This window comes from Streptomyces sp. NPDC050806, assembly GCF_055586425.1.
In genome coordinates, this window is sequence record NZ_JBVJIF010000008.1 from 520128 (window position 1) to 542887 (window position 22760).

At 73.7% G+C, this 22760-nt stretch carries 24 protein-coding genes; 22 read left to right on the top strand and 2 right to left on the bottom strand.

Annotation, left to right across the window (positions count from 1 at the left end; translation table 11 throughout):
* The first annotated feature begins 302 nt into the window (after positions 1–302).
* The 18 genes from ACZ6WH_RS27110 to ACZ6WH_RS27195 all read left to right on the top strand — a co-directional run bounded on the left by ACZ6WH_RS27110 (position 303) and on the right by ACZ6WH_RS27195 (position 17782).
* Positions 303–902, top strand: coding sequence for a hypothetical protein (locus ACZ6WH_RS27110; protein ID WP_469731317.1), 600 nt, complete (start codon positions 303–305; stop codon positions 900–902).
* The gene (locus tag ACZ6WH_RS27115; protein ID WP_469731319.1) at positions 899–1768 is read left to right on the top strand and encodes an SCO6745 family protein; all 870 of its coding nucleotides are present in this window, start codon (positions 899–901) and stop codon (positions 1766–1768) included. Before ACZ6WH_RS27110 ends, ACZ6WH_RS27115 begins: the two co-directional genes overlap by 4 nt.
* A gap of 74 nt (positions 1769–1842) precedes the next feature.
* Positions 1843–3315, top strand: a complete 1473-nt coding sequence (locus ACZ6WH_RS27120; RefSeq protein WP_432855387.1) for an FAD-dependent monooxygenase — start codon at positions 1843–1845, stop codon at positions 3313–3315.
* Between the two features lie 59 nt (positions 3316–3374).
* Complete coding sequence (locus tag ACZ6WH_RS27125) at positions 3375–3704, top strand: TcmI family type II polyketide cyclase (RefSeq protein WP_361567920.1); 330 nt, start codon at positions 3375–3377, stop codon at positions 3702–3704.
* Entirely contained in the window at positions 3701–4972 is a 1272-nt protein-coding gene (locus ACZ6WH_RS27130; protein WP_432855384.1) for a beta-ketoacyl-[acyl-carrier-protein] synthase family protein, read from the top strand. Before ACZ6WH_RS27125 ends, ACZ6WH_RS27130 begins: the two co-directional genes overlap by 4 nt.
* A complete protein-coding gene (locus tag ACZ6WH_RS27135) occupies positions 4969–6183 on the top strand; it encodes a ketosynthase chain-length factor (RefSeq protein ID WP_432855381.1) in 1215 nt (404 codons plus the stop codon). Before ACZ6WH_RS27130 ends, ACZ6WH_RS27135 begins: the two co-directional genes overlap by 4 nt.
* Before the next feature lie 62 nt (positions 6184–6245).
* Positions 6246–6509: an acyl carrier protein gene (locus ACZ6WH_RS27140; protein WP_361567928.1), complete on the top strand. Its 264-nt coding sequence runs from the start codon at positions 6246–6248 to the stop codon at positions 6507–6509.
* Positions 6510–6604: 95 nt separating this feature from the next.
* Complete coding sequence (gene fabG, locus ACZ6WH_RS27145) at positions 6605–7390, top strand: 3-oxoacyl-ACP reductase FabG (protein WP_469731321.1); 786 nt, start codon at positions 6605–6607, stop codon at positions 7388–7390.
* 32 nt (positions 7391–7422) lie between these two features.
* Positions 7423–8358 carry an aromatase/cyclase gene (locus tag ACZ6WH_RS27150; RefSeq protein ID WP_469731323.1) on the top strand — a complete coding sequence of 312 codons (936 nt, stop codon included), beginning with the start codon at positions 7423–7425 and terminating at the stop codon, positions 8356–8358.
* Position 8359: 1 nt separating this feature from the next.
* A complete protein-coding gene (locus ACZ6WH_RS27155) occupies positions 8360–10666 on the top strand; it encodes an SDR family oxidoreductase (protein WP_469731325.1) in 2307 nt (768 codons plus the stop codon).
* Positions 10667–10774: 108 nt separating this feature from the next.
* The gene (locus ACZ6WH_RS27160; RefSeq protein ID WP_469731327.1) at positions 10775–12250 is read left to right on the top strand and encodes an MFS transporter; all 1476 of its coding nucleotides are present in this window, start codon (positions 10775–10777) and stop codon (positions 12248–12250) included.
* Complete coding sequence (locus ACZ6WH_RS27165; RefSeq protein ID WP_469731329.1) at positions 12247–12702, top strand: acyl carrier protein; 456 nt, start codon at positions 12247–12249, stop codon at positions 12700–12702. The genes ACZ6WH_RS27160 and ACZ6WH_RS27165 overlap by 4 nt, the downstream gene beginning before the upstream one ends.
* On the top strand, positions 12699–13445 hold the full coding sequence (locus tag ACZ6WH_RS27170; RefSeq protein WP_469731330.1) for a 4'-phosphopantetheinyl transferase family protein: 747 nt from the start codon (positions 12699–12701) through the stop codon (positions 13443–13445). Before ACZ6WH_RS27165 ends, ACZ6WH_RS27170 begins: the two co-directional genes overlap by 4 nt.
* Before the next feature lie 127 nt (positions 13446–13572).
* Entirely contained in the window at positions 13573–15078 is a 1506-nt protein-coding gene (locus tag ACZ6WH_RS27175) for an acyl-CoA carboxylase subunit beta (protein ID WP_469731412.1), read from the top strand.
* Positions 15079–15088: 10 nt separating this feature from the next.
* Complete coding sequence (locus ACZ6WH_RS27180) at positions 15089–15295, top strand: acyl-CoA carboxylase subunit epsilon (RefSeq protein ID WP_432855364.1); 207 nt, start codon at positions 15089–15091, stop codon at positions 15293–15295.
* A gap of 27 nt (positions 15296–15322) precedes the next feature.
* Positions 15323–15454: a hypothetical protein gene (locus tag ACZ6WH_RS27185; RefSeq protein WP_432855361.1), complete on the top strand. Its 132-nt coding sequence runs from the start codon at positions 15323–15325 to the stop codon at positions 15452–15454.
* A 127-nt stretch (positions 15455–15581) separates the two neighbouring features.
* Positions 15582–16493 (top strand): alpha/beta hydrolase, encoded by a 912-nt coding sequence (locus ACZ6WH_RS27190; protein ID WP_469731333.1) that lies wholly within the window; start codon positions 15582–15584, stop codon positions 16491–16493.
* A complete protein-coding gene (locus ACZ6WH_RS27195; protein ID WP_469731335.1) occupies positions 16490–17782 on the top strand; it encodes an MFS transporter in 1293 nt (430 codons plus the stop codon). Before ACZ6WH_RS27190 ends, ACZ6WH_RS27195 begins: the two co-directional genes overlap by 4 nt.
* Before the next feature lie 169 nt (positions 17783–17951).
* Here ACZ6WH_RS27195 and ACZ6WH_RS27200 read toward each other — a convergent pair whose 3' ends face one another.
* Both ACZ6WH_RS27200 and ACZ6WH_RS27205 read right to left on the bottom strand, forming a co-directional pair.
* Positions 17952–18740, bottom strand: coding sequence for a response regulator transcription factor (locus ACZ6WH_RS27200; protein ID WP_432855352.1), 789 nt, complete (start codon positions 18738–18740; stop codon positions 17952–17954).
* 203 nt (positions 18741–18943) lie between these two features.
* Positions 18944–19612, bottom strand: a complete 669-nt coding sequence (locus ACZ6WH_RS27205) for a TetR/AcrR family transcriptional regulator (RefSeq protein WP_432855350.1) — start codon at positions 19610–19612, stop codon at positions 18944–18946.
* Between the two features lie 175 nt (positions 19613–19787).
* Here ACZ6WH_RS27205 and ACZ6WH_RS27210 point away from each other — a divergent pair, with 175 nt between their 5' ends.
* The 4 genes from ACZ6WH_RS27210 to ACZ6WH_RS27225 all read left to right on the top strand — a co-directional run bounded on the left by ACZ6WH_RS27210 (position 19788) and on the right by ACZ6WH_RS27225 (position 22743).
* Positions 19788–20114, top strand: a complete 327-nt coding sequence (locus ACZ6WH_RS27210) for a VOC family protein (RefSeq protein ID WP_469731337.1) — start codon at positions 19788–19790, stop codon at positions 20112–20114.
* A gap of 63 nt (positions 20115–20177) precedes the next feature.
* Positions 20178–20867: a YczE/YyaS/YitT family protein gene (locus tag ACZ6WH_RS27215; protein WP_469731339.1), complete on the top strand. Its 690-nt coding sequence runs from the start codon at positions 20178–20180 to the stop codon at positions 20865–20867.
* Positions 20864–22099 (top strand): MFS transporter, encoded by a 1236-nt coding sequence (locus ACZ6WH_RS27220; RefSeq protein WP_469731341.1) that lies wholly within the window; start codon positions 20864–20866, stop codon positions 22097–22099. Before ACZ6WH_RS27215 ends, ACZ6WH_RS27220 begins: the two co-directional genes overlap by 4 nt.
* A gap of 38 nt (positions 22100–22137) precedes the next feature.
* Positions 22138–22743, top strand: coding sequence for a DsbA family oxidoreductase (locus ACZ6WH_RS27225; RefSeq protein ID WP_432855338.1), 606 nt, complete (start codon positions 22138–22140; stop codon positions 22741–22743).
* The last annotated feature ends 17 nt before the right edge of the window (positions 22744–22760 follow it).

Consider the following 22760-nt stretch of genomic DNA (forward strand, 5'->3'; position numbering starts at 1 on the left):
CGAAGACCTGACGCAAGTTGACATTCATCTGACACGGAATGCCTTGAGCGGTGCGGGCCGGGCGGCGAGAATAGAGATATCAGCCGCCAGGGAAAACCTCCGGCCGGTCGAGAAGAATTAACCCGGCATTTTCCCGGGAAATCCGGAGCGAATTTACGGGGCCGGCCCGGTCGGCCGCCCGGCGCACCGCAGCCCGCGCCGCTCCCGGACCATCGCCAAGCCGTTCCTGGACCACCGCCAGAAGAGAGGGCAGTAAATTGCTGTGCCATCCGACCCTCCCGGACGTACGTCACGCCGGGGCCGTGGCGGTGTTCGTCAGCCACTGGTACACCCCCGACCGCACCACGGCCCTGAAGGACCTGGACGAGGTCACCGCCCAGTGGGAGACCGCGGAGTGGCCGGACGACATCCTCTCCTTCAGCAGCTACCTCAGCGCCGCCGGCGACACCGTACTGACCTACGCCCAGTGCGCCTCCGCCACCGCCTACCGCCCCTTCACCCGCTCGCTGGCCGGGGCCGCCTGCGCGGAGCCGGTGGAGTACCGGCTGTACCGCAGCTTCGTGCCGGACGGTGCCGCCGCCGAGCCCCCCGGCTGCATGGTCGCGGCGTCCTTCGACACCGACGGCCCGCTGCGCCAGCGCCATGTGATCGAGGAGATCACCGGCACCGTCGGGCGCGAAGGCCCGTACGCCAAGGACGGGTTGCTCGGTACGCACTTCCACACCAGCGTCGACGGCACCCGGGTGCTGAACTACGCGGAGTGGACCTCGGACGAGGCGCACGAGACCTTCCTGCGGGACGCCTGCTCCGGCCGGGCCCGCGCGGCCTACGAGGCCATCCCCGGGGTGCGGCCCATCGGCTACACCCGCTACCACCTCCACCACAGCGCGGTGCGCCCGTGACCATCGACGCCACCCCGGCCAACCGCTGCCAGTTCTACCTCAACTCCCTCCACTCGCTCCTCTACTTCACCCCGGACCTGGACGAGAACCTGGCGGCCCACGGCGTCGACGACCCGATGGCCGGCTACTTCGCCGCCCGGACCGCGGCCCTGGGCCCGGCGGGCCCTGGCACCCTCACCGCCGTCACCAACGGCTTCGCCCACCGGCTGATCGCGGGCCACTTCCCGGCACTCTGGGACCGGGTGCCCCCGGCCGTCGTGCTCGCGGAGCGCCTGCGCGCCGCCGACACGACCCTGCGCCGCTGCCTGGGCGAGGAGTTCGCCGAGGCACCCGAGACCGCCGAGGCCGCCGAGCTGGCCCTGCGCGCCACCGAAGGGTGCGAACGGGCCGGCCGTCCGCTCTTCGCGGCCCACGCCGACCTGCCTGTGCCGGACCGGCCGCACCTGGCCCTCTGGCACGCCGCGACGCTGCTGCGGGAGTACCGCGGCGACGGGCACTTCGCCGTACTGAGCCACGCGGGACTGGCCGGCCTGGACGGGCTGGTCTCGCACTCCGCAGGGCCCGGGGGCATGCCCCGCGCCTTCGTGATGGCCAAGCGCGGCTGGACCGACGAGGACTGGACCGCCGCCGAGGAACGGCTGCGCGGCCGCGGCCTCATGGACACGGCCGGGGCGCTGACCGCCCGCGGTCTGGAGCTGCGGGCACAGGTCGAGCGGGACACCGACCGCCTGGACGCCGCTCCCTACGCACACCTGGGCGCCGAAGGCGTCGCCCGGCTCACCACCCTGTGCCGCCGCCTGGTGACCACCGCCGCCGGCACCGGAGTCTTCCCCGCCCCCCTGCTGCCGGTCTTCGCCGACGCGTGACCGCGGCCGCCGCACCACGGCACGGACCGTCGCGCCCCGACGGGACCACTCGCCCACCCAAGGAGAAAGAGGCAATGGACGCTGCAGTGATAGTTGTGGGGGCCGGCCCGGCCGGTCTCATGCTCGCGGGAGAGCTGCGGCTCGCCGGGGTCGACGTGATCGTCCTGGAGCGCCTGCCCGAGCGGACCGGTGAGTCCCGCGGCCTGGGCTTCACCGCGCGGACCATGGAGATCTTCGACCAGCGCGGGCTGCTGCCCCGCTTCGGAGACATCGAGACCAGCAACGTCGGCCACTTCGGCGGCCTGCCCGTCGACTTCGGCGTGCTGGAGGGCGCGCACCAGGCCGCCAAGACCATCCCCCAGTCGCAGACCGAAGAGGTGCTGGAGGCCTGGGTCGGCGAGCTGGGCACCGACCTGCGCCGCGGCCACGAACTCGTCTCCTTCACCGACAAGGGCGACGCGGTCGAGGTCACCGTCCGGACGCCCGGCGGGGACACGCAGACGCTGCGCACCGGCTACCTGGTCGGCTGTGACGGCGGCCGCAGCACCGTCCGCAAGGCGGCGGGGTTCGACTTCCCCGGCACCGCGTCGACGCTGGAGATGTTCCTCGCCGACGTCAAGGGCCTGGACCTGGACCCGCGCATGATCGGCGAGACCTTCGAGGGCGGCATGGTCATGGTGGGCCCGCTGCCCGGCGGCATCACCCGCCTGATCCTCTGCGAGCGCGGCACCCCGCCGCAGCGCCGCGGCAGCGCCCCCTCCTTCGAAGAGGTCGTGGCCGGCTGGAAGCGCGTGACCGGCCAGGACATCTCGCACGGCGAGCCGGTCTGGGTCAGCTCCTTCGGGGACGCCACCCGCCAGGTCACCCAGTACCGCCGCGGTCGCGTCGTCCTCGCCGGCGACGCCGCCCACATCCACCTGCCGGCCGGCGGCCAGGGCATGAACACCAGCATCCAGGACGCGGTCAACCTCGGCTGGAAGCTCGCCGCCGTCGCCCAGGGACGCGCCCCCGAGGCCCTGCTGGACACGTACCACGACGAGCGGCACGCGGTGGGCCGGCGCCTCCTGATGAACACCCGGGCCCAGGGCCTGCTGTTCCTCTCCGGCGCCGAGATCCAGCCGCTGCGCGACGTGCTGAACGAGCTGATCGGCTACGAGGACGTCAGCAAGCACCTCGCCGCGATGGTCAGCGGCCTGGAGATCCGGTACGAGGCCGGCGGCGGCACCCACCCGCTGCTCGGCCGCCGCATGCCCGACCTGGCACTGACCCGCCCCGACGGCCGCACCACGAGCAGCACCGCGCTGCTCCACCCCGGCCGCGGCGTCCTCCTCGACCTGGCCGACAACGCCGTCCTGCGGAACCGCGCGGCCGGCTGGGCGGACCGCGTCGACATCGTCACCGCCACCGGACAGCCGGCCCCGGGCAGCGCGCTGGCCGGCACCGCCGCCGTCCTCGTCCGCCCCGACGGCTACGTGGCCTGGGCGGCCCCCGGCAGCCACCACGACCTGCCCATGTCCCTGGAGCGGTGGTTCGGCCCCGCCCGCTGAAGCACCTCCGCACCGACCGCAGCGCCGGACTCCCACCGGCCGACAAGGAGAACCCACTCATGCACAGCACCCTCATCGTCGCGCGGATGAACCCGCAGTCCGCGGAGGACGTCGCCCGCCTCTTCGGCGAGTTCGACGGCACGGAGATGCCCCACCGCATGGGCACCCGCCGCCGCCAGCTGTTCTCGTACCGGGGCCTCTACTTCCACCTTCAGGACTTCGACGCCGACAACGGCGGCGAGCTCATCGAGGAAGCGAAGACCGACCCCCGCTTCGTGCAGATCAGCGACGACCTCAAGCCCTTCATTGAGGCGTACGACCCGGCCACCTGGCGCTCGCCCGCCGACGCGATGGCGACCCGCTTCTACAACTGGGAGGCCTCCGCGTGAGCGCCCGACGCGTCGCCATCACCGGCATCGGGGTCCTCGCCCCCGGCGGTGTCGGCACCAAGAACTTCTGGAGCCTGCTGAGCGAGGGCCGCACCGCGACCCGCGGCATCACCTTCTTCGACGCCTCCTCCTTCCGCTCCCGGGTGGCGGCGGAGATCGACTTCGACCCCGAGCTGCACGGCCTGTCCCCGCAGGAGATCCGCCGGATGGACCGGGCCGCCCAGTTCGCCGTCGTCGCGGCCCGCGAGGCCGTCGGCGACAGCGGCCTGGAATTCGCGGACCTCGACCCGTTCCGCACCGGCGTCACCGTCGGCAGCGCCGTCGGCGCCACCATGGGCCTGGACACCGAGTACCGCACCGTCAGCGACGGCGGCCGGCTGGACCTGGTCGACCACACCTACGGCGTGCCGCACCTGTACGACTTCCTCGTGCCCAGCTCGTTCGCTGCCGAGGTCGCCTGGGCGACCGGCGCGCAGGGCCCGGCCACCGTCGTCTCCACCGGCTGCACGTCCGGCATCGACTCGGTCGGCCACGCCGTCGAGCTGATCCGCGAGGGCAGCGCCGACGTCATGATCGCGGGCTCCTCCGACGCTCCCATCTCGCCCATCACGATGGCGTGCTTCGACGCGATCAAGGCGACCACGCCCCGCCAGGACAGCCCCGAGACGGCCTCCCGGCCCTTCGACAACACCCGCAACGGCTTCGTGCTGGGCGAGGGTTCGGCCTTCTTCGTCCTGGAGGAGCTGACCGCGGCGCAGGCGCGCGGCGCGCACATCTACGCCGAGATCGCCGGCTACGCCACCCGCTCCAACGCGTACCACATGACCGGCCTGCGCCCGGACGGCGCGGAGATGGCCGAGGCCATCCGCGTCGCCATGGCCGAGGCGCGGCTGAACGCCGAGGACGTCGACTACATCAACGCGCACGGCTCCGGCACGAAGCAGAACGACCGCCACGAGACCGCCGCGTTCAAGAAGAGCCTGGGCGACCACGCCTACGCCACGCCGGTCAGCTCCATCAAGTCCATGGTCGGCCACTCGCTCGGGGCCATCGGCTCCATCGAGATCGCCGCCAGCGCGCTGGCCATGGAGCACCACGTCGTGCCGCCCACGGCCAACCTGCACACCCCCGACCCCGAATGCGACCTGGACTACGTCCCGGTCACCGCGCGCGAGCAGCGCACCGACGCCGTGCTGACCGTGGGCAGCGGCTTCGGCGGCTTCCAGTCCGCGATGGTGCTCGCCCGGCCCGAGAGGAGCGAGGCATGACCACCTCCGTGGCAGTGACCGGCCTGGGAGTCGCCTCTCCCAACGGCCTCGGCACCCAGGACTTCTGGGCGGCCACCCGGATCGGCAAGAGCGGCATCGGCCGTGTCACCCGCTTCGACCCCTCGTCCTACCCGGCGACGCTGGCCGGCGAGGTGCCCGGCTTTGACGCCGCGGCCCACCTGCCCAGCCGGCTGATCCCGCAGACCGACCACATGACGCGGCTGGCGCTGGTCGCCGCCGACTGGGCGCTGGCCGACGCCGGCATCGACCCCGGCGCGCAGCCCGCCTTCGACATGGGCGTCATCACCGCCAGCTCCTCCGGCGGCTTCGAGTTCGGCCAGAACGAGCTGCAGAAGCTGTGGAGCCAAGGCAGCCAGTACGTCAGCGCGTACCAGTCCTTCGCCTGGTTCTACGCCGTCAACAGCGGACAGATCTCCATCCGCAACGGCATGAAGGGCCCCAGCGGCGTCCTCGTGAGCGACCAGGCCGGCGGCCTCGACGCGCTGGCCCAGGCCCGGCGGCAGATCCGCAAGGGCACCCCGCTGATCGTCTCGGGCGCCGTCGACGCCTCGATCTGCCCGTGGGGCTGGGCCGCCCAGCTGACCAGCGGCCGGCTGTCCACCAGCGACAACCCCGACCGCGCCTACGTGCCCTTCGACGCGGCGGCGCGCGGCCACGTGCCGGGCGAGGGCGGCGCCCTCCTCGTCGTGGAGGACACCGCGGCCGCCCGCGCCCGCGGCGCCCGGATCTACGGCGAACTCGTCGGCTACGCCGCGACGTTCGACCCCAAGCCGGGTACCGGCGGGGAGCCGGGCCTGCGCCGCGCGATCGAGCTGGCCCTGCGCGAGGCGGACTGCCGCCCGCAGGACGTGGACGTCGTCTTCGCCGACGCCGCCGGAACCGTGGAGCTGGACCGGATCGAGGCGGACGCGCTGCGCACCGTCTTCGGCGCCCGGGGCGTCCCGGTGACGGCACCGAAGACCATGACCGGCCGCCTGTACTCCGGCGCGGCGCCGCTGGACGTCGCCGCGGCCCTGCTGGCGATGGACGAGGGGCTCATCCCGCCCACCGTGCACACCGACCCCGACCCGGCCTACGACCTCGACCTGGTCGTCGGCCAGCCGCGCACCGCCGAGGTCCGCACCGCGCTGGTGCTGGCCCGCGGCCACGGCGGCTTCAACTCCGCCGTCGTGCTCCGCGCCGACGGCTGACCACCTGCCGTGTCCCGCAACGGCGCGGGACACACCCGAACTCCGAACCCGAAGGAACGCACATGTCTGCTGTCTTCACCCTGGACGACCTCAAGCGCATCCTCCTGGAGGGCGCCGGCGCCGACGAGGGCGTCGACCTCAACGGCGACATCCTCGACACCGAGTTCGAGGAGCTGGGCTACGAGTCGCTGGCCCTGCTGGAGACCGGCGGCCGCATCGAGCGCGAGTACGGCATCACGCTGGACGACTCCGCGCTGACCGACGCCACCACCCCGCGCGCGCTCGTCGAGGTGGTCAACGCCCACCTGGCCCTCGCCGCCGCCTGACCCCGTGCCGGGGCGGCCGCCCCCGCCGCGGCCGCCCCGGGCGGTTCCTCTCCCCCTTCCCGGCACCGGCCGGACCCGACCCAAGGAGCCTCTCCATGTCCCGCACCTCCGGGCGTCTCGCCCTCATCACCGGTGGCACCAGCGGCATCGGCCTGGCCGCAGCCCGCCTGCTGGGCGAGCAGGGCCACACCGTCTTCCTCGGCGCCCGCAACGCCGAGAACGTGTCCCGGACCGTCAAGCAGCTGCGCGAGGAAGGCATCGAGGCCGACGGCACCGAGCTGGACGTCCGCGACGACGCCAGCGTGCACGCCTTCGTGCAGGCCGCCGTCGACCGGCACGGCAGCGTCGACGTCCTGGTCAACAACGCCGGCCGCAGCGGCGGCGGCGTGACCGCCGACATCGCGACCGAGCTGTGGCACGACGTCATCGACACCAACCTCAACAGCGTCTTCCGCCTGACCCGTGAGGTGCTCACCACGGGCCGGATGCGCCACAAGAGCCGCGGCCGCATCATCAACATCGCCTCCACGGCCGGCAAGCAGGGCGTCGTCCTCGGCGCCCCGTACTCGGCCTCCAAGCACGGCGTCGTCGGCTTCACCAAGGCCCTGGGCAACGAGCTGGCCCCGACCGGCATCACTGTCAACGCCGTCTGCCCCGGCTACGTCGAGACCCCGATGGCCCAGCGGGTGCGCCAGGGCTACGCCGAGGCGTACAACGCCACCGAGGACGCCATCCTCGAGAAGTTCCAGTCCAAGATCCCGCTCGGCCGCTACTCCACCCCGGAGGAGGTCGCGGGCCTGGTCGGTTACCTCGCCTCCGACACCGCCGCCTCCATCACCTCGCAGGCGCTCAACGTCTGCGGCGGCCTCGGCAACTTCTGATCCCCCTTACCGACTTCCCCAAGGAGTTCACCATGACGGTCCGTGAGGTCGAGCACGAGATCACCGTGCAGGCCCCCGCCGCCGAGGTCTACCGCCTGCTCGCCGAGGTGGAGAACTGGCCCCGCATCTTCCCGCCGACCCTCTACGTCGACCACGTCGAGCAGGGCGGCAACGAGGAGCGCATCCGGATCTGGGCCACCGCCAACGGCACGGCCAAGAACTGGACGTCCCGCCGCACCCTCGACCCCGAGGCCCTGCGGATCACCTTCCGCCAGGAGGTCTCCGCGCCGCCGGTCGCCGCCATGGGCGGCACCTGGATCATCGAGCCGCTGGGCGAGGGCGAGTCCAGGATCCGGCTGCTGCACGACTACCGCGCGATCGACGACGACCCGTCCTCCCTGGAGTGGATCGACGAGGCCGTCGACCGCAACTCGCGGTCCGAGCTGGCCGCGCTGAAGGAGAACGTCGAACTCGCCCACGCGTCGGCGGAGCTGACCTTCTCCTTCGAGGACACGGTCCACATCGCGGGCTCCGCCAAGGACGCCTACGACTTCATCAACGAGGCCCAGCTCTGGGAGGAGCGGCTCCCGCACGTCGCGTCGGTGCGCCTGGAGGAGGACGTCCCGGGGCTGCAGAGCCTGGAGATGGACACCCGCGCCAAGGACGGCTCCACGCACACCACCAAGTCGTACCGGGTCTGCTTCCCGCCGCAGAAGATCGCGTACAAGCAGGTCACGCTCCCGGCGCTGATGACCCTGCACACCGGCCGGTGGACGTTCGAGGAGACCGACGAGGGCGTGGCCGCGACCTCGCAGCACACCGTCGTCCTGAACACCGCCAACATCACCAGGATCCTCGGCGCCGACGCCGGCGTCGCGGAGGCCAAGGAGTACGTGCGCACCGCGCTCAGCACCAACAGCCGGGCCACCCTGGGCCACGCCAAGGACTACGCCGAGGCGCGTCGCTGACATGGCCGCACTGGACACCCAGGTCATCGTCGTCGGCGCGGGACCCGTGGGGCTGATGCTCGCCGGAGAACTGCGGCTGGGCGGTGCCGAGGTCGTCGTGCTGGAACAGCGCACGGCCCCCACCACCGAGTCGCGGGCCTCCACCCTGCACGCCCGCACCATGGAGATCCTCGACTCCCGCGGGCTGCTGGAGGAGCTGGGCACCCCGCCCCGCGAACCGCGCGGCCACTTCGGCGGCATCCCGCTGGACCTGACGCTCGACAGCAGCCACCCCGGCCAGTGGAAGGTCCCGCAGCACCGCACCGAGGAACTGCTGGGGGAGTGGGTGCGGTCGCTCGGCACCGACGTACGCCGCGGCCACGAGGTGCGCGGTCTGTCGGTCCTCGACGACCGGGTCGAGGTCGAGGCGGTGACCGGGGACGGCCGGACCGTCACCGTCTCGGCGCTGTGCGTCGTCGGCTGCGACGGCGAGGACAGCACCGTGCGCCGCCTGGCCGGCTCCGACTTCCCCGGCCGGGACGCGGGGCGCGAGCTGCTGCGCGCGGACGTGGCGGGCCTGGACATCCCCGACCGGCGCTTCGAGCGGCTGGAGAAGGGGCTGGCCATCGCCGCCCGGCGGAACGACGGCGTCACCCGCGTCATGGTGCACGAGTTCGGCCGCCCGGCCGGCGGGCGCACCGGCGACCCGGACTTCGCCGAGGTCGCCACGGTGTGGCGGCGGGTGACGGGCGAGGACATCAGCGGCGGCACCCCGCTCTGGGTCAACGCCTTCGGCGACGCCGACCGGCAGGCCACGGCCTACCGCGACGGGCGCGTCCTGCTGGCCGGCGACGCCGCGCACCAGCAGATGCCCATCGGCGGCCAGGCACTGAACCTGGGTCTCCAGGACGCGGTCAACCTCGGCTGGAAACTGGCCATCCAGGTCCGCAGGCTCGGCAGCGAGGGCCTGCTGGACAGCTACCACGACGAACGGCACGCGGTCGGCGCCCGCGTACGGTCCAACATCCAGGCGCAGGCCATGCTGCTGCTGGGCGGCCCCGAGGTGGAGGCGCTGCGCTCCGTCGTCGCCGAACTGATCGCCAAGGAGCCGGTACGCGCCCACCTGGCGGGGATGATCTCCGGCCTGGACATCCGGTACGACGTCGGCCCCGGCAGCCACCCGCTGCTGGGCGCCCGGCTCCCGCACACCCCGCTGGTCCGCGCCGACGGCGGCGCCACCACCGCGGCGGCACTGCTGCGCACCGGCCGCGGCCTGCTGCTGGACCTGTCCGGCGAGGAGGACGCCGAAGCGCCGCTGCGGCAGGCGGCCGCCGGCCGTACCGACCGGCTCACCGTGCTGTCCGCCCGGCTCGCCGGCGGAACGGACGGCCACCCGCTGGCCGGGGCCGGCACCGTCCTGGTCCGGCCCGACGGCCACGTCGCCTGGACCGGGCGGACGGCCGACGGCCTGGACACCGCACTGCACCGCTGGTTCGGCCTGACCCGGCCGGCCGACGCACCACTGACGAACACGGCCGCGCCGGCGGTCGCACAGGGAGGGAACACCATGGGCAGGCTCAACGGAAAGACGGCACTGGTCACCGGCTCCAGCCGCGGCATGGGGCGGGCCACCGCCCGGCGGCTGGCGCACGAGGGCGCGCTGGTCGCCGTGCACTACACGAGCAACGAGGAGGCGGCCGCCGAGACCGTCGCCCTCATCGAGAAGGACGGCGGCCGGGCGTTCACGGTCCGCGCCGAGCTGGGCGTGCCCGGCGATGTGCACGAGCTGTTCCTCGGCCTGGAGGCGGGCCTGAAGGAGCGCACCGGCACGACCGATCTGGACATCCTCGTCAACAACGCCGGTGAGATGGGCGGCGTCTCCGTGGACGACACGACGCCCGAGAAGTTCGACCGGCTGGTGGCCGTCAACGCCAAGGCGCCGTTCTTCCTCATCCGGCGCGCGCTGAAGAACATGCCGGACGGCGGCCGGATCATCAACATCTCCTCCGGGCTGACCCACTTCGCCAACCCCGAGGAGATCGCCTACGCGATGACCAAGGGCGCGGTCGAGCAGCTCGCGCTGCACTTCGCCAAGCTCCTGGGGCCGCGCAACATCACGGTCAACAGCGTCGCGCCGGGCATCACCCGCAACGGCAACCCGGTGTTCGACATCCCCGAGGCCGTGGAGCAGATGGCACAGCTCTCCGCGTTCAACCGGGTCGGCGAGCCCGAGGACGTCGCCGACGTCGTCACCTTCCTCGCCACCGACGACGCCCGCTGGGTCACCGGCGCCTTCCTCGACGCCAGCGGCGGCACCCTGCTGGGTTGAACCGGACGGGCCGGCGCGGCCGCACGCGCCGGCAGCGGGGTCCGGACACCCGGACGTCCGGACCCCGCGCCCCCAGGACCAGCCCCCTCTCGCCTCGGGAAGACCACCATGACGCCAACGACTCCTTCCGTGCCCCGCTCCGAGCCGGCCGCCGCCGGTTCCCGGCGGTGGGGCCTGCTGACCGTCCTCGCCGGCAACATGCTCATCGACGCCCTGGAGGTGTCCGTACTGGTCGTGGCGGCGCCCGCCATCGGCGCCGACCTGCACCTGCCGCCCGCCGGAACGCAGTGGACCATGAGCGGCTTCGCCCTGGGCTTCGCCGGTCTGCTGCTGCTCGGGCCGCGGCTGGCCGCCCGCTGGGGCCGGCGGCGCCTGTACCTGGGCGCGCTGGCCGTCTTCGCCGTCGCGTCCCTCGTGGCGGGCGTCGCCACCGACCCGGTACTGCTGGTGGCCACCCGCTTCGTCAAGGGCGGCTGCGCCGCGCTGACGGCACCGATGGGGCTCGCCATCATCATGTCCGTCTTCCCCGCGGGGCCCGTGCGGCGGCGCGCGATCTCCGTCTACACGCTCTTCGGCGCCAGCGGCTTCACCGCGGGCCTGGTCCTCTCCGGCGTGCTGACCGGCTGGGACTGGCGCCTCACGCTGGCCTTCCCCGCCCCGGTGGTGGCCGTGCTGTTCCTGGCCGGGCTGCGGCTCATCCCCGCGCAGGCGCCCGTGCCACCGGAGGAGCGGCAGCCGCTGCCCCTGGGGCGCGTCCTGCTGCTGACCGGCGGTACGGCGGCCCTGGCCGGCGCGTTCGCCTGGGCGCCCGGCGGCGGCTGGACCGGCCCGCGCACGACGGGACTGCTCCTGACGGCCGCGGTCCTGCTGGCCCTGCTGGTGGTGAGCGAACGCCGGTCGGCAGCCCCGCTGCTGCCCCGGTCCGTCCGCGGCGGCACGGCGCTGGGCCGGTCGGCCCTGGGCGCCGCCTGCCTCAACGGGTCCTACCTCGGCATGCTGTTCATCGCCACGCTCCAGCTCCAGGACGAGCTCGGCTCCGGCCCGCTGGGGGCCGCGCTGGCCTTCCTGCCCGCGAGCGTGCCGCTGGCCCTGACGGCACTGCACTCCGGGGCGATGGTCGAGCGCTTCGGGGCCCGGCCGCTGATCGCCCTCGGCTCGCTGTCCGCGTTCGCCGGACACCTCCTGCTGCTGCGCGAGGACACCTCGTACGTCACCGGGCTGCTGCCCAGCCTGCTGCTGGTGGGCGCCGGCTTCGTGCTGGCCTTCACCGCGCTGAACACCCAGGCCGTCTCGGAGGCGGCCGACGCCGACAAGGCGGTCGCGGGAGCGGCGTACCAGACGGCCGTCCAGGCCGGTGCCGTCCTCATGCCCGCGCTGGCCGCCGCCCTGCTGACGACCGGCACGGGGACACCGGACCAGCGGCCCGCGCATCTGCTCGTCGCCGCCGTCGGCCTGCTCGGCGTGGTCACGGCACTGGCGGGCCTCCGCCGCCGCACCACCGGGCCCGATGCCGGCGCGGCACCGGCGCCCGCGCGCACCGCTGTTCCCGCCCCCGTCCACGCCTCACAGAAGGAAGTCAGATGACCGTCCAAGACACCCCGGCTGCCTGGGACGTCGGTACGTGGGACAGCGAGACCTGGGACGTCGACGCGTGGGACGTCGACGGCTGGGAGTTCGACGACGAGGCAGACGACGACCTCCTCGGACCGGAGGTCGCGGTCCCCGGCCGGTCCGTGATGGTGACGCTGCCCTTGGCGGAGCGCACCCGGATCATCGACGCCTACGTACGCCGGGAGCTCGCCCGCGTCCTGGGCGTGGCGCCCCGCGACATCGGCGTCGCCGGGCGCACGATGAACAGCCTCGGCATCGGATCCGTCGCCGGGCTCCAGCTCCAGAACCGCATCGAACGCGCCCTGGAGGTGGAGGTGAACCTCCAGATGCTGCTCCTGGCCAACAGCGCCCAGGAGCTCATCGACTGCCTCGCCGGACAGCTCGGACCCCTCGGCCACGGCCACCGCACCGGGCAGTCCGCATGAACGGTTTCCTCGACGTCTGGCTGCTCCGCCTGCCCCGCCCCGAACAGCTCGGACCACTGCTCGACGGCTCCGAACTGGACGAGCGCGAGCAGGCGCGCGGCCGCTCCTTCACCCGGCCCCACGACGGGGTGCTGTACGTCTCCGCGCACATCGCCCTGCGCCGGGTCCTCGGCCACTACCTCGGACTCGCCCCGGACCGGGTGCCGTTCGTCCGCGAACCGTGTCCGGGCTGCGGCGGCCCGCACGGGCGGCCCGCCGTCGCCCACCCCGACCCGCCGCTGCACTTCTCGCTCTCGCACAGCAGCGGCATGGTGCTCGTCGCCGTCGCCTCCGAGACCGTCGGCGCCGACGTGGAGCGCCGGCCCCGTCCCGGCACCGTCGAGGTGTGCACCCGCTCGCTCCACCCGGCGGAACGCGCCGAGATCGAGGACGTACCACCGCCCGGCCACTGCGCCGCCTTCGGCCGCGTCTGGACGCGCAAGGAGGCGTACCTGAAGGCGCTGGGCACCGGGCTCAGCCGTTCGCCGGCCGCCGACTACCTCGGCGCGGACGCCGCCCGGCGGCCGCCGGGCTGGTCCGTCCTGGACATCGACTGCGGCCCGCACCACGACGGGGCCGTCGCCTACCGGGGCGCGGCCGAAGCGCCCCGGGCCGTGCACCGGCTGCCGGCCGCCGTCCTGCTGCCCGGCGGCGCGTCCGTGCCGGCCGGCACCGGCGCCCCGGCCCCGCTGCCCGCCGGCTGACCGGCGCGGCGGCGACCGGCCGTACCCCACCGACCCGCAAGAGGAGATCTCCGTGACCGTCACCGATGTCACCCCGACCGTGCTGCCGCCCGAGGCCCATCTGGCGGAGCTGGAAACACTCAAGGAGATGGCCCGGCAGGGACCTGATCCGAAGGCCACCGAGCGCCAGCACGCCCGCGGCAAGCTCACCGCGCACGAACGCATCGAACTGCTCCTGGACGAGGGCTCGTTCACCGAGGTGGAGCCGCTGCGCCGGCACCGGGCGACCGGGTTCGGCCTGGAGGGCAAGCGGCCCTACACCGACGGTGTGATCACCGGCTGGGGTACCGTGCACGGCCGTACCGTCTTCGTGTACGCGCACGACTTCCGGATCTTCGGCGGCGCGCTGGGCGAGGCGCACGCGCAGAAGATCCACAAGATCATGGACATGGCCCTTCAGGCGGGCGCCCCGCTGGTGTCGCTGAACGACGGCGCGGGCGCCCGGATCCAGGAGGGCGTCTCCGCGCTCGCCGGCTACGGCGGCATCTTCCAGCGCAACACCAAGGCGTCGGGCGTCATCCCGCAGATCAGCGTGATGCTCGGCCCGTGCGCCGGCGGTGCCGCCTACAGCCCGGCGCTGACCGACTTCGTCTTCATGGTCCGCGACACCTCGCAGATGTTCATCACAGGGCCGGACGTGGTCCGCGCGGTGACCGGTGAGGAGATCACCCAGAACGGGCTGGGCGGCGCCGACGTGCACGCCGAGACCTCCGGCGTGGCCCACTTCGCGTACGACGACGAGCGGACCTGCCTCGAAGAGGTGCGCTATCTGCTCTCGCTGCTGCCGTCCAACAACCGCGAACTGCCGCCCTCCGCACCGGCCACCGACCCCGTCGACCGGTCGTGCGAGGAGCTGCTGGACGTGGTGCCGGCCGAGCCGGGCCGCACGTACGACATCCGCCGGGTGATCGAGGAGATCGCCGACGACGGCGAGTTCTTCGAGGTGCAGCCGGGCTGGGCGGGCAACGTGGTGTGCGCCCTGACCCGCTTCGACGGCGAGGTGGCCGGCATCGTCGCCAACCAGCCCGCCCACTTCGCCGGCGTCCTGGACATCGAGGCCAGTGAGAAGGCCGCGCGCTTCGTGCAGTTCTGCGACGCCTTCAACATCCCCCTCGTCACGCTCGTGGACGTACCCGGCTTCCTGCCCGGCGTCGACCAGGAGCACAACGGCATCATCCGGCGCGGCGCCAAGCTGCTGTACGCCTACTGCAACGCCACCGTCCCGCGGATCTCCCTGGTGCTGCGCAAGGCGTACGGCGGCGCGTACATCGTCATGGACTCCCGCTCGATCGGCACCGACCTCGCGCTGGCCTGGCCCAGCAACGAGATCGCCGTCATGGGCGCGGAGGGCGCGGCCAACGTCATCTTCCGCCGGGAGATCGCCGCCGCCGACGACCCGGAGGCCACCCGCGCCCAGAAGATCCGCGAGTACCGCGAGGAGCTGATGCACCCCTACTACGCCGCCGAGCGCGGCCTGGTGGACGACGTCATCGACCCGCGCAGCACGCGACAGGTCATCGTCCGTTCGCTGGCGATGCTCCGCAGCAAGCACGCCGGCCTGCCCGCCCGCAAGCACGGCAACCCGCCCCAGTGAGGAGAACGCAGTGGACGCAGCACGCGACGTGATCCGCGTGGAGAAGGGCTCGCCCACCCCCGAGGAGCTGGCGGCCGTCACCGCCGTCCTGCTCAGGGTCATGGCCGCCGCTCCCGAAGACCCCGCGCCGGTCCGGCCCGTCACCGCGGGCTGGCGCCGCCTGGAGCGCGTGGAGCGCGGCTCCGGGCCGCGCAGCTGGCAGGCGCTGGCCGCCTGACGCCGTGCCGTACGAGGAGGAAACACCGTGACCGTGACACAGGAAGCCCCCGGCCCCGTCGAGGACACCGGTCCGCGACGGACGGGGTGGCCGCTGCCGCCCCTGGAGGCCGAGGACGACTTCGACGCCGAACCGCACATCATCCGCGGTACGGACTGACCGGCCGCATCCCGGGCGGGCGCCGTTTCCCGGCGCCCGCCCGCGCACGTCCGCCTCCGCACCGCCCCCGGCCCGCCCTCCGCGTTCCGTGCCACCGCCGGGCACCCACCCGACTTGGAGTCCCGCCATGCCCCAGCTCTCGCCGCCCGCGGCACCGCCCGCCACCCCGCCGGACGATCCGGTCCGGCCCGTCGAGGTCGCGGCGGGCCCGTTCCGCCTGTCCGGGCTGCTCGCCCTGCCGTCCGGCGGCCCGCCGCGTGCCGTGCTCGTCGCGCTGCACGGCGGCGGCATGCGGGCCGGCTACTTCCACGGCCGGGCCGACCCGGCCACCTCGATGCTCTCCCTCGCCGCCTCCTGCGGCTACGCGGCACTCGCCCTGGACCGGCCCGGCTACGGCGCTTCGGCGGCCGCGCTGCCCGACGGCCTGCCCCTCGCCGAGCAGGCCGGGTACGTCCGGGCGGCGCTGGAGAGCCACGCGCGCGAGCACCCGGTGGGCGCCGGCTTCTTCCTGCTGGGGCACTCGATGGGCGGCAAGCTCGCCCTCATGACCGCGGCCCGGGACGGCGGCGACGGCGGGCCAAAGCTGCTCGGCGTCGACGTGTCCGGCATCAGCGACCGCTGGGCCGTCGGCACCGACCGGCTCGCCGACCCCGTCGGCCGCCGCGGCCACCGGCTGCACTGGGGCCCGCTGGCCCTCTACCCGCCGGGCACGTTCCGCATGGCCGAGCCCCTGGTGGGCCCGATACCCCGCAACGAACTGCGGGACGTGCCCTGCTGGCCGCGTACCTATCCGTCGGTCGCCCGCGACGTCCGGGTGCCGGTGCGCTTCACCTTCGCCGAGCACGAGAAGTGGTGGCGCTCCGACCGGTGGACCGTGGACGCGATGACCGCCCGGCTGGCCTCGCCCCTCGTCCGCGTCGAGCGGCTGGCCGACGCGGGCCACAACATCAGCCTGGGCCGGACGGCACGCGGCTACCACCTGGGCGTCCTGGCGTTCCTGGAGGAGTGCGTGGCGCGTGCCGGGGCGGGCGCCCGATGACCGGCGGCGGCGTGCTCCGCGGCATGACCGCGTCGCTGCGGGTGCGCAACTTCCGGCTGTTCACGCTGGGGCAGCTGGCCTCGGTGACCGGTACGTGGATGATGTTCACCGCGCAGGACTGGCTCGTGCTGCGGCTCACCGGGGACTCGGCCGCCGCGCTCAGTGCCGTCACCGCCGCCCAGTTCGCCCCCGTCCTGCTGCTGACGCTGCTGGGCGGACGGCTGGCGGACCGCTACGACAAGCGCCGCCTGCTGCTGGCCGCCAACCTCGCCGCCGCCCTCCTGGCCGGCCTGCTGGCGGCCGCGGCGCTCACCGGCGGCCTGCGGCTGTGGCACATCATCGGCTGCGCTGCGGCCCTGGGCGTGGTCAACGCGGTGGAGATCCCGGCCCGGATGTCCTTCGTCAGCGAGATGGTCGGCGGTGAACTGCTGCCGAACGCCTCGGCGTTGAGCGCCGCGTACTTCAACACCGCGCGGGTGCTGGGGCCGGCCGCCGCCGGCGGGCTCATCAGCGTCTGGGGCTCCCCGGCCGTGCTGGTGCTGAACACGGCCAGCTACCTGGGTACGGTGGCCGCGCTGGCGCTGATGCGCCCGCACGAGCTGCACCGGGGCACCGCCCGCGCGGCCCGCGGCGGTGTCGTGGCGGGGCTGCGGTACGTCGCCGCGCGGCGCGACCTGCTGCTGCCGCTCGCCCTGGTCGCCCTGCTGGCCCTGGCCGGCTTCAACTTCCAGGTCACGCTGCCGCTGCTGGCCAGGACGGTCTTCGACACGGGAGCCGGCACCTTCGGACTGCTGACCGCGGCGATGGCGGCCGGCTCCCTGCTCGCGGCGCTGGTGACCACCGTGCGGCGGGGCCGGCCGGGGCAGCGGCTCGTGCTGGCCGCGGCGGTGGCCTTCGGCGTCACGGAGATCTGCTCCGGGCTCGCGCCCACATTCCCCGTCGCGCTGCTGTCGCTGGCCCTGACCGGCTTCGCGATGATGGTCTTCTCGCAGGCGGCCAACCACCGCGTGCAGCTGGGGACCGAGGCCGCCTACCGCGGGCGCGTCATGGCGCTCTACACCGTCATCTATCAGGGCACCACCCCGATCGGCGCCCTGCTCACGGGCTGGCTGGCCGGCGCCGCCGGCGCCCGCAGCGGCCTGTGGGTGGCCGGCGCGGTCTGCCTGGCCGGGGCGCTGGCCGCCTGCGCCGTCGCCGCCCCGCGCGGCCGGCGGACCGGTACCCGGCCCGTCCCGTCCGGCGCGGCCCGCCCGGCGGAGGACGAGCCGGCGTCCGCTTCGCACGGATAGCCGGCGGCTTCCCGGCCGGGCCCGCCCCGTGGCCGGGAAGCCGTACCGCGTGGCCGTCGCCGCACCGTGACCGTCACGGGTGTACGGGCGGCGGTCGTGCACGGCCGGACGACGGCCGTGGCGCGCGGGCGGGGACAGCGGCGCAGGACGAGGCCGGTACCGGTGGGGCTCATGCGGGGGACCTCACTTCGCCGGAGAGGACGTTCCGGGGCTGGCCGAGCCGGAAACCGACGCCGCGCACGGTGACGATCCAGTCGCCGGAGCCGAGCTTGCGGCGCAATCCGTTGACGTGGGTGTCCAGCGTCCGGCTGCGCGGGGTGTCGGTGTCCTGCCACACCTGCTGGAGGATCTGCCGCCGGGTGACCACGGCGCCGGGCCGGGAGGCCAGCAGGAGCAGCAGGTCGAACTCCTTGCGGGTGAGCGGGACGGGCCGTCCGTGCAGCTGCACGGTGCGGGTGGTCTGCTCGACGACGAGCGGCCCCAGCTGCAGGACCGCGCCGGCCGTGGCCGCGGGGCGGGCCCGGCGCATCACCGCGCCCATACGGGCCAGCAGTTCACGGAATCCGTAGGGCTTGACCAGGTAGTCGTCGGCACCGGCCTGGAGCCCGAGCACCCGGTCGACCTCGCTGTCGCGGGCGGTGACCGCGAGCAGCGGGGTGTCGCACACGGCGGCGATGGACCGGCAGATCTCCAGCCCGTCCACGTCGGGCAGTTCGAGGTCGATCAGGATCACGTCGGCGTGGTGGTGCTCCCGCAGCGCGGCGGCGCCGGTCGCGGCGGTCCTGACCTGGTGGCCGTGGCGCTCCAGGCTCCGGGTGAGGGTCTGGGCGGTGCGGGCGTCGTTCTCGACGACGAGCACCCGCCACGGCCCGGCCGGCTGTGCGGTGAGTGGCGGCGGGCCGGGGCGTACCGGTGACGGCAGCTCCGGGTGGGGGAGTGCTCTGACCGTCTGTGACACGGGCTCCTCCTGAGTTCGCGGGCGGACGCGGGCTGCGAGGAGGGTGCGGACGCGGCCGCGGCGCTGCGGTTCCGCCCGTGCGTACGACGGAGTACGGGCATGACCCCCGTCGATGCGCCCCCCGGGCGCTGCCCAGAGCACAGTGGCACGCCGACGTCCGCGCGGGACGGTCGATAGCACCTAGGTTGAGCCCGCCCCGCGGTTCAGGAGGCGGGGCCGTGCAGGGCGAGGAAGGCCGCGACGCCGGACTCGACCAGGGCCGTCGTCTCGTCCGCCGCCAGCGGCAGCGCCCCGTGGAAGGAGCGCTCGTACACCTCCGAGGTGACCAGCTGGGTGAACTGCAGGGCCAGCGTCTCCGGGGCGACGCGGTCGCGCAGCACGCCGGCCTTCACCAGCCCGCCGAGCCGTTCGGCCAGCCGGGCGCGCACCCGGTGCGGGCCCGTGCCGCGCCAGCTCTCCAGGACGTGGGGCGGCAGGTACGGCGCCTCGGCGAAGATCACGCGGACCAGGGCGAAGTGGCTCTCGAAGTCGGTCTGCGGGACGGCCAGCGCGTGGCCCAGGGCGGTCAGCGCGGCGGCGAGGTCCGTCCCCGGGTCGCCCAGGTGGCGGTCGATCAGCTCTTCCTGGTGTTCGGCGACGGCCTGCGAGCTCTGCTGCACGACGGCGCGGAAGAGGTGCTCCTTGTCCTGGTGGTGGTTGTAGATCGTGCGCTTGGAGACGCCCGCCTCGGCGGCGATGGCGTCGACGCTGGCCCGGCTGTAGCCCTCCCTCCCGAAGACGGTACGGGCCGCGCAGTCGATGGCGGCGCGCTTTCCGGGGCGGCCGGTGGGGGCGTTTTCGGGGGTCGTACGGGGGGCGGCGGCAGGCGTCATGGCAGGCCGGACTCCTCAAATTGCACTGGGCGGTTTACAAGGTGAACTGCACGGTGTAGTTTACTTCGTGTCGGAGCCGCCGGGGAAGCCCGCGGATCTCCGCTCCTCGTCCCACCTCCTCTCGCTCCGCCGGCACTCCCCGGCCGGCCCGGGACCTTCCCGAAAGGACACCACAATGTTCGGCAAGCTCACGGTCACCAAGCTCTTCTGCGACGACCTGGACGCCATGGTCGCCTTCTACCGCGACCGGCTGGGCCTGAAGGTCCTGCAGGAGTACCCGGGCACCACCGTCGTCTTCGACACCGGGCACGGCGGCGAGCTGATCGTCACCAACACCAAGGGCGACCAGCCGATCAGCATCGCGTTCACCGAGGTCGACATCCCCGCCGCCCACGAGGCCCTGTCCGACCTGGGCGTCACCGACATCGCCCCGCACAAGACCGGTGAGCGCTTCGAGATCACCGACCCGCAGGGCAACAACCTCATCTTCGTCAACGCCTGAGCGCCCGCCGCCCGCGGCAGCGGGCGGCAGCCGGATCCCCACACCTCGCCCCGGGAGACCGTCGTGTCCAGCACTTCCGCCCCCTCTCGCACCGAAGCCCCCGCCACCCTCCACAACCGGCTCCCGCGCCTCGCGCTCTACCTCGTCGGCTGTGTCGTCTTCGCCGCCGGAGCCACGCTCTTCATCCACGCCGGGATGGGGGTGGACCCGCTCGACGTCCTCTCCCTCGGGCTGCTGGAGCACCTGCCGGGAACGATCGGGCTGGCGCAGGCCGCCATCGCCGCCGTCTGCATCCTGGTGTGGTCCGTGTGGAACCGCCGCCGTCCGGTCGTGATGCCCTTCGTGACCTTCCTGCTCTGCGGCTCGCTGATCGACCTGATGCGCCTGGCCGACCTGGGCTGGCTCGCCCCGGTGCCCGCGCTGGTCGTCGCGGTCCTGCTGTGCGCCTACGGCTCCGCGCTGATCATCATGAGCGGTACCGGCATCCGCGCCATGGACCTGCTCGTCATCAGCTTCAACCAGCGTCTGCGCGTGCCGTTCTGGCTCGCCAAGGTCGGCATCGAGGGGGTCCTGCTCACCCTCGGCTGGCTGCTCGGCGGCCCGGTCGGCATCGGCACCCTCGCCTTCCTCGTCTGCGTCGACGGCCTCATCCAGCCCCTCATGGCCTTCAACGGGCGCGTCCTGCGCCTGACCAACCACGGCCTGCCCACCCGCGCCACCGTGCGCCCCCTCGCGATCGGAGTGGCCCGATGACCGCCGCCACCAGCTCGCCCCGCACGGGCGTGTTCCCCCTCCTGCTCTTCGCCTCCACCCTGACCGTCATGGCCGGCTCGGTGCTCTCCCCGGTCATCGAGGTCCTCCGCGGCGACCTGGGCGTGAGCGGCACCGCCGCCGGGCTCGTCGTCACCGTCCACAGCCTCGGGATAGCCCTGGTCAGCCCGTTCGCCGGGCGTCTCCTGGACCGCTTCGGCACCCGCCTGCCGCTCGCGGTCGGCCTCCTGGTCTACGGCGTGGCCGGCGGTGCCGGAGCGCTCCTCGACAGCTACCCGGCGCTGATCGTCAGCCGCCTGATCTTCGGCGCGGGCGCCTCCTTCGTCTTCGCCGGCACCACCGTCGCCCTGCTCTCGCTCTACCAGGGCCGCGCCAAGGACCGCGCCATGGGCTGGCGTTCCACCGCCACCAGCCTCGGCGGGGTCGTGTGGCCGCTGGCCGCCGGCGCCGTGGGCGGCGTTTCCTGGCACCTGCCCTTCGCGATCTACCTCATCGCCGTCCCGCTCGGCCTCGCCACCGTCGCGGTCCTCCCCAAGCACACCGCCCCCGCCGGCGGCCGGGCGGGCCGGCCCATGGGCGCCCTGGCCCTGCTGCGCCGCCACCGCATCCTCCTCGCCTGGTACGGCCTGCAGTTCCTCTCCTCCCTGCTGCTGTACGCGCTGATGGTCTTCCTGCCCCAGCAGCTGGCCGAGGCGGGCGTCAAGAGCCCGATGCTGGTCTCCCTCTACACCGTGGCCATGTCCGCCGTGATGAGCCTGATCGGCCTGGGCTACGCCCCGCTGCGCGAACGGTTCGGCGAGCGCACCCTGCTGCACACCGCCGTCGCCCTGTGGGTCGTGACCTTCGTTCTCCTGGCCGTGACGAGCCAGCCGGTGCTGCTCTTCCTGGTTCCGGTCCTCTTCGGCCTGGGACAGGGCGTGTTCTTCCCGGTGGTGACCGTGCTGATCGGCGAGGGCGTCCCCGAGGCCGTCCGCGGCCAGGCGACCTCGCTGTCGGGAACCGCCACCTTCGCCGGGCAGTTCGTCTCGCCGCTGCTGGTCGGCCCGCTGCTGGCCGCCATCGGTTTCGAAGCCGGCTTCATCCTGGTCGCCGGGGTGCCGGCGCTCGCCCTGGCCGCCCTCCTGCTCGCCCGCACCGCCCGCCGCGGTGCCCACACCGACCCGTCCGACACCGCCGAGACCCAGTCCGCACCGCAGACCGCCACCGTGCGCTGACCCGCGGCCCGCTACCGAACCACGCCCCGGAGGCTCCGATGAAGATCACCCTGGTCCTGGACGTCATCTGCGCCCACTCCTACCTCGCCTACCACCACCTGCAGCAGGCGCTGCGGAGCCACCGCGCGGCCGGCGGCAGCGCCGAGGTGACCTTCCTCCCCTTCCAGCTCGACCCCGCGGCGCCGCACACGCCGGAGCCGCTCAAGACCGTCCTGCAGCGCAAGTTCGGCCCCGCGGCGCTGGATTCCGCGGCCGCCATGGCGAAGAAGGCGGCGGGCGAGGGACTGGTACTGGACTACGACCGTGCGGTGAACGCCAACACCCGCCCCGCGCACCTCCTCCTCACCCACGCCGAGCGGCAGGGCCGCGGCGAGGAGGTGGCCGAGCGCCTCTTCCGCGCCCACTTCACCGACGGCCTGAACATCGCCGACACCGGGACGCTCGCCCGGCTGGCCGCCGAAGCGGGCCTGAACAGCGCCCCCGACGCCGACGACGAGGCCGAGCTGACGCGCCGCCTGGAGCGGACCCGCGCCCTGGCCGTACGCGCCGTACCGGTCTTCCTCGCCGACGGGACCACCCCCCTCGTGGGCGACCAGAGCCCGGCCGCGTTCGAGCGGCTGCTGGCCGGCGCGCGCACCGCGTAACCGGCGGGAACGCCAAG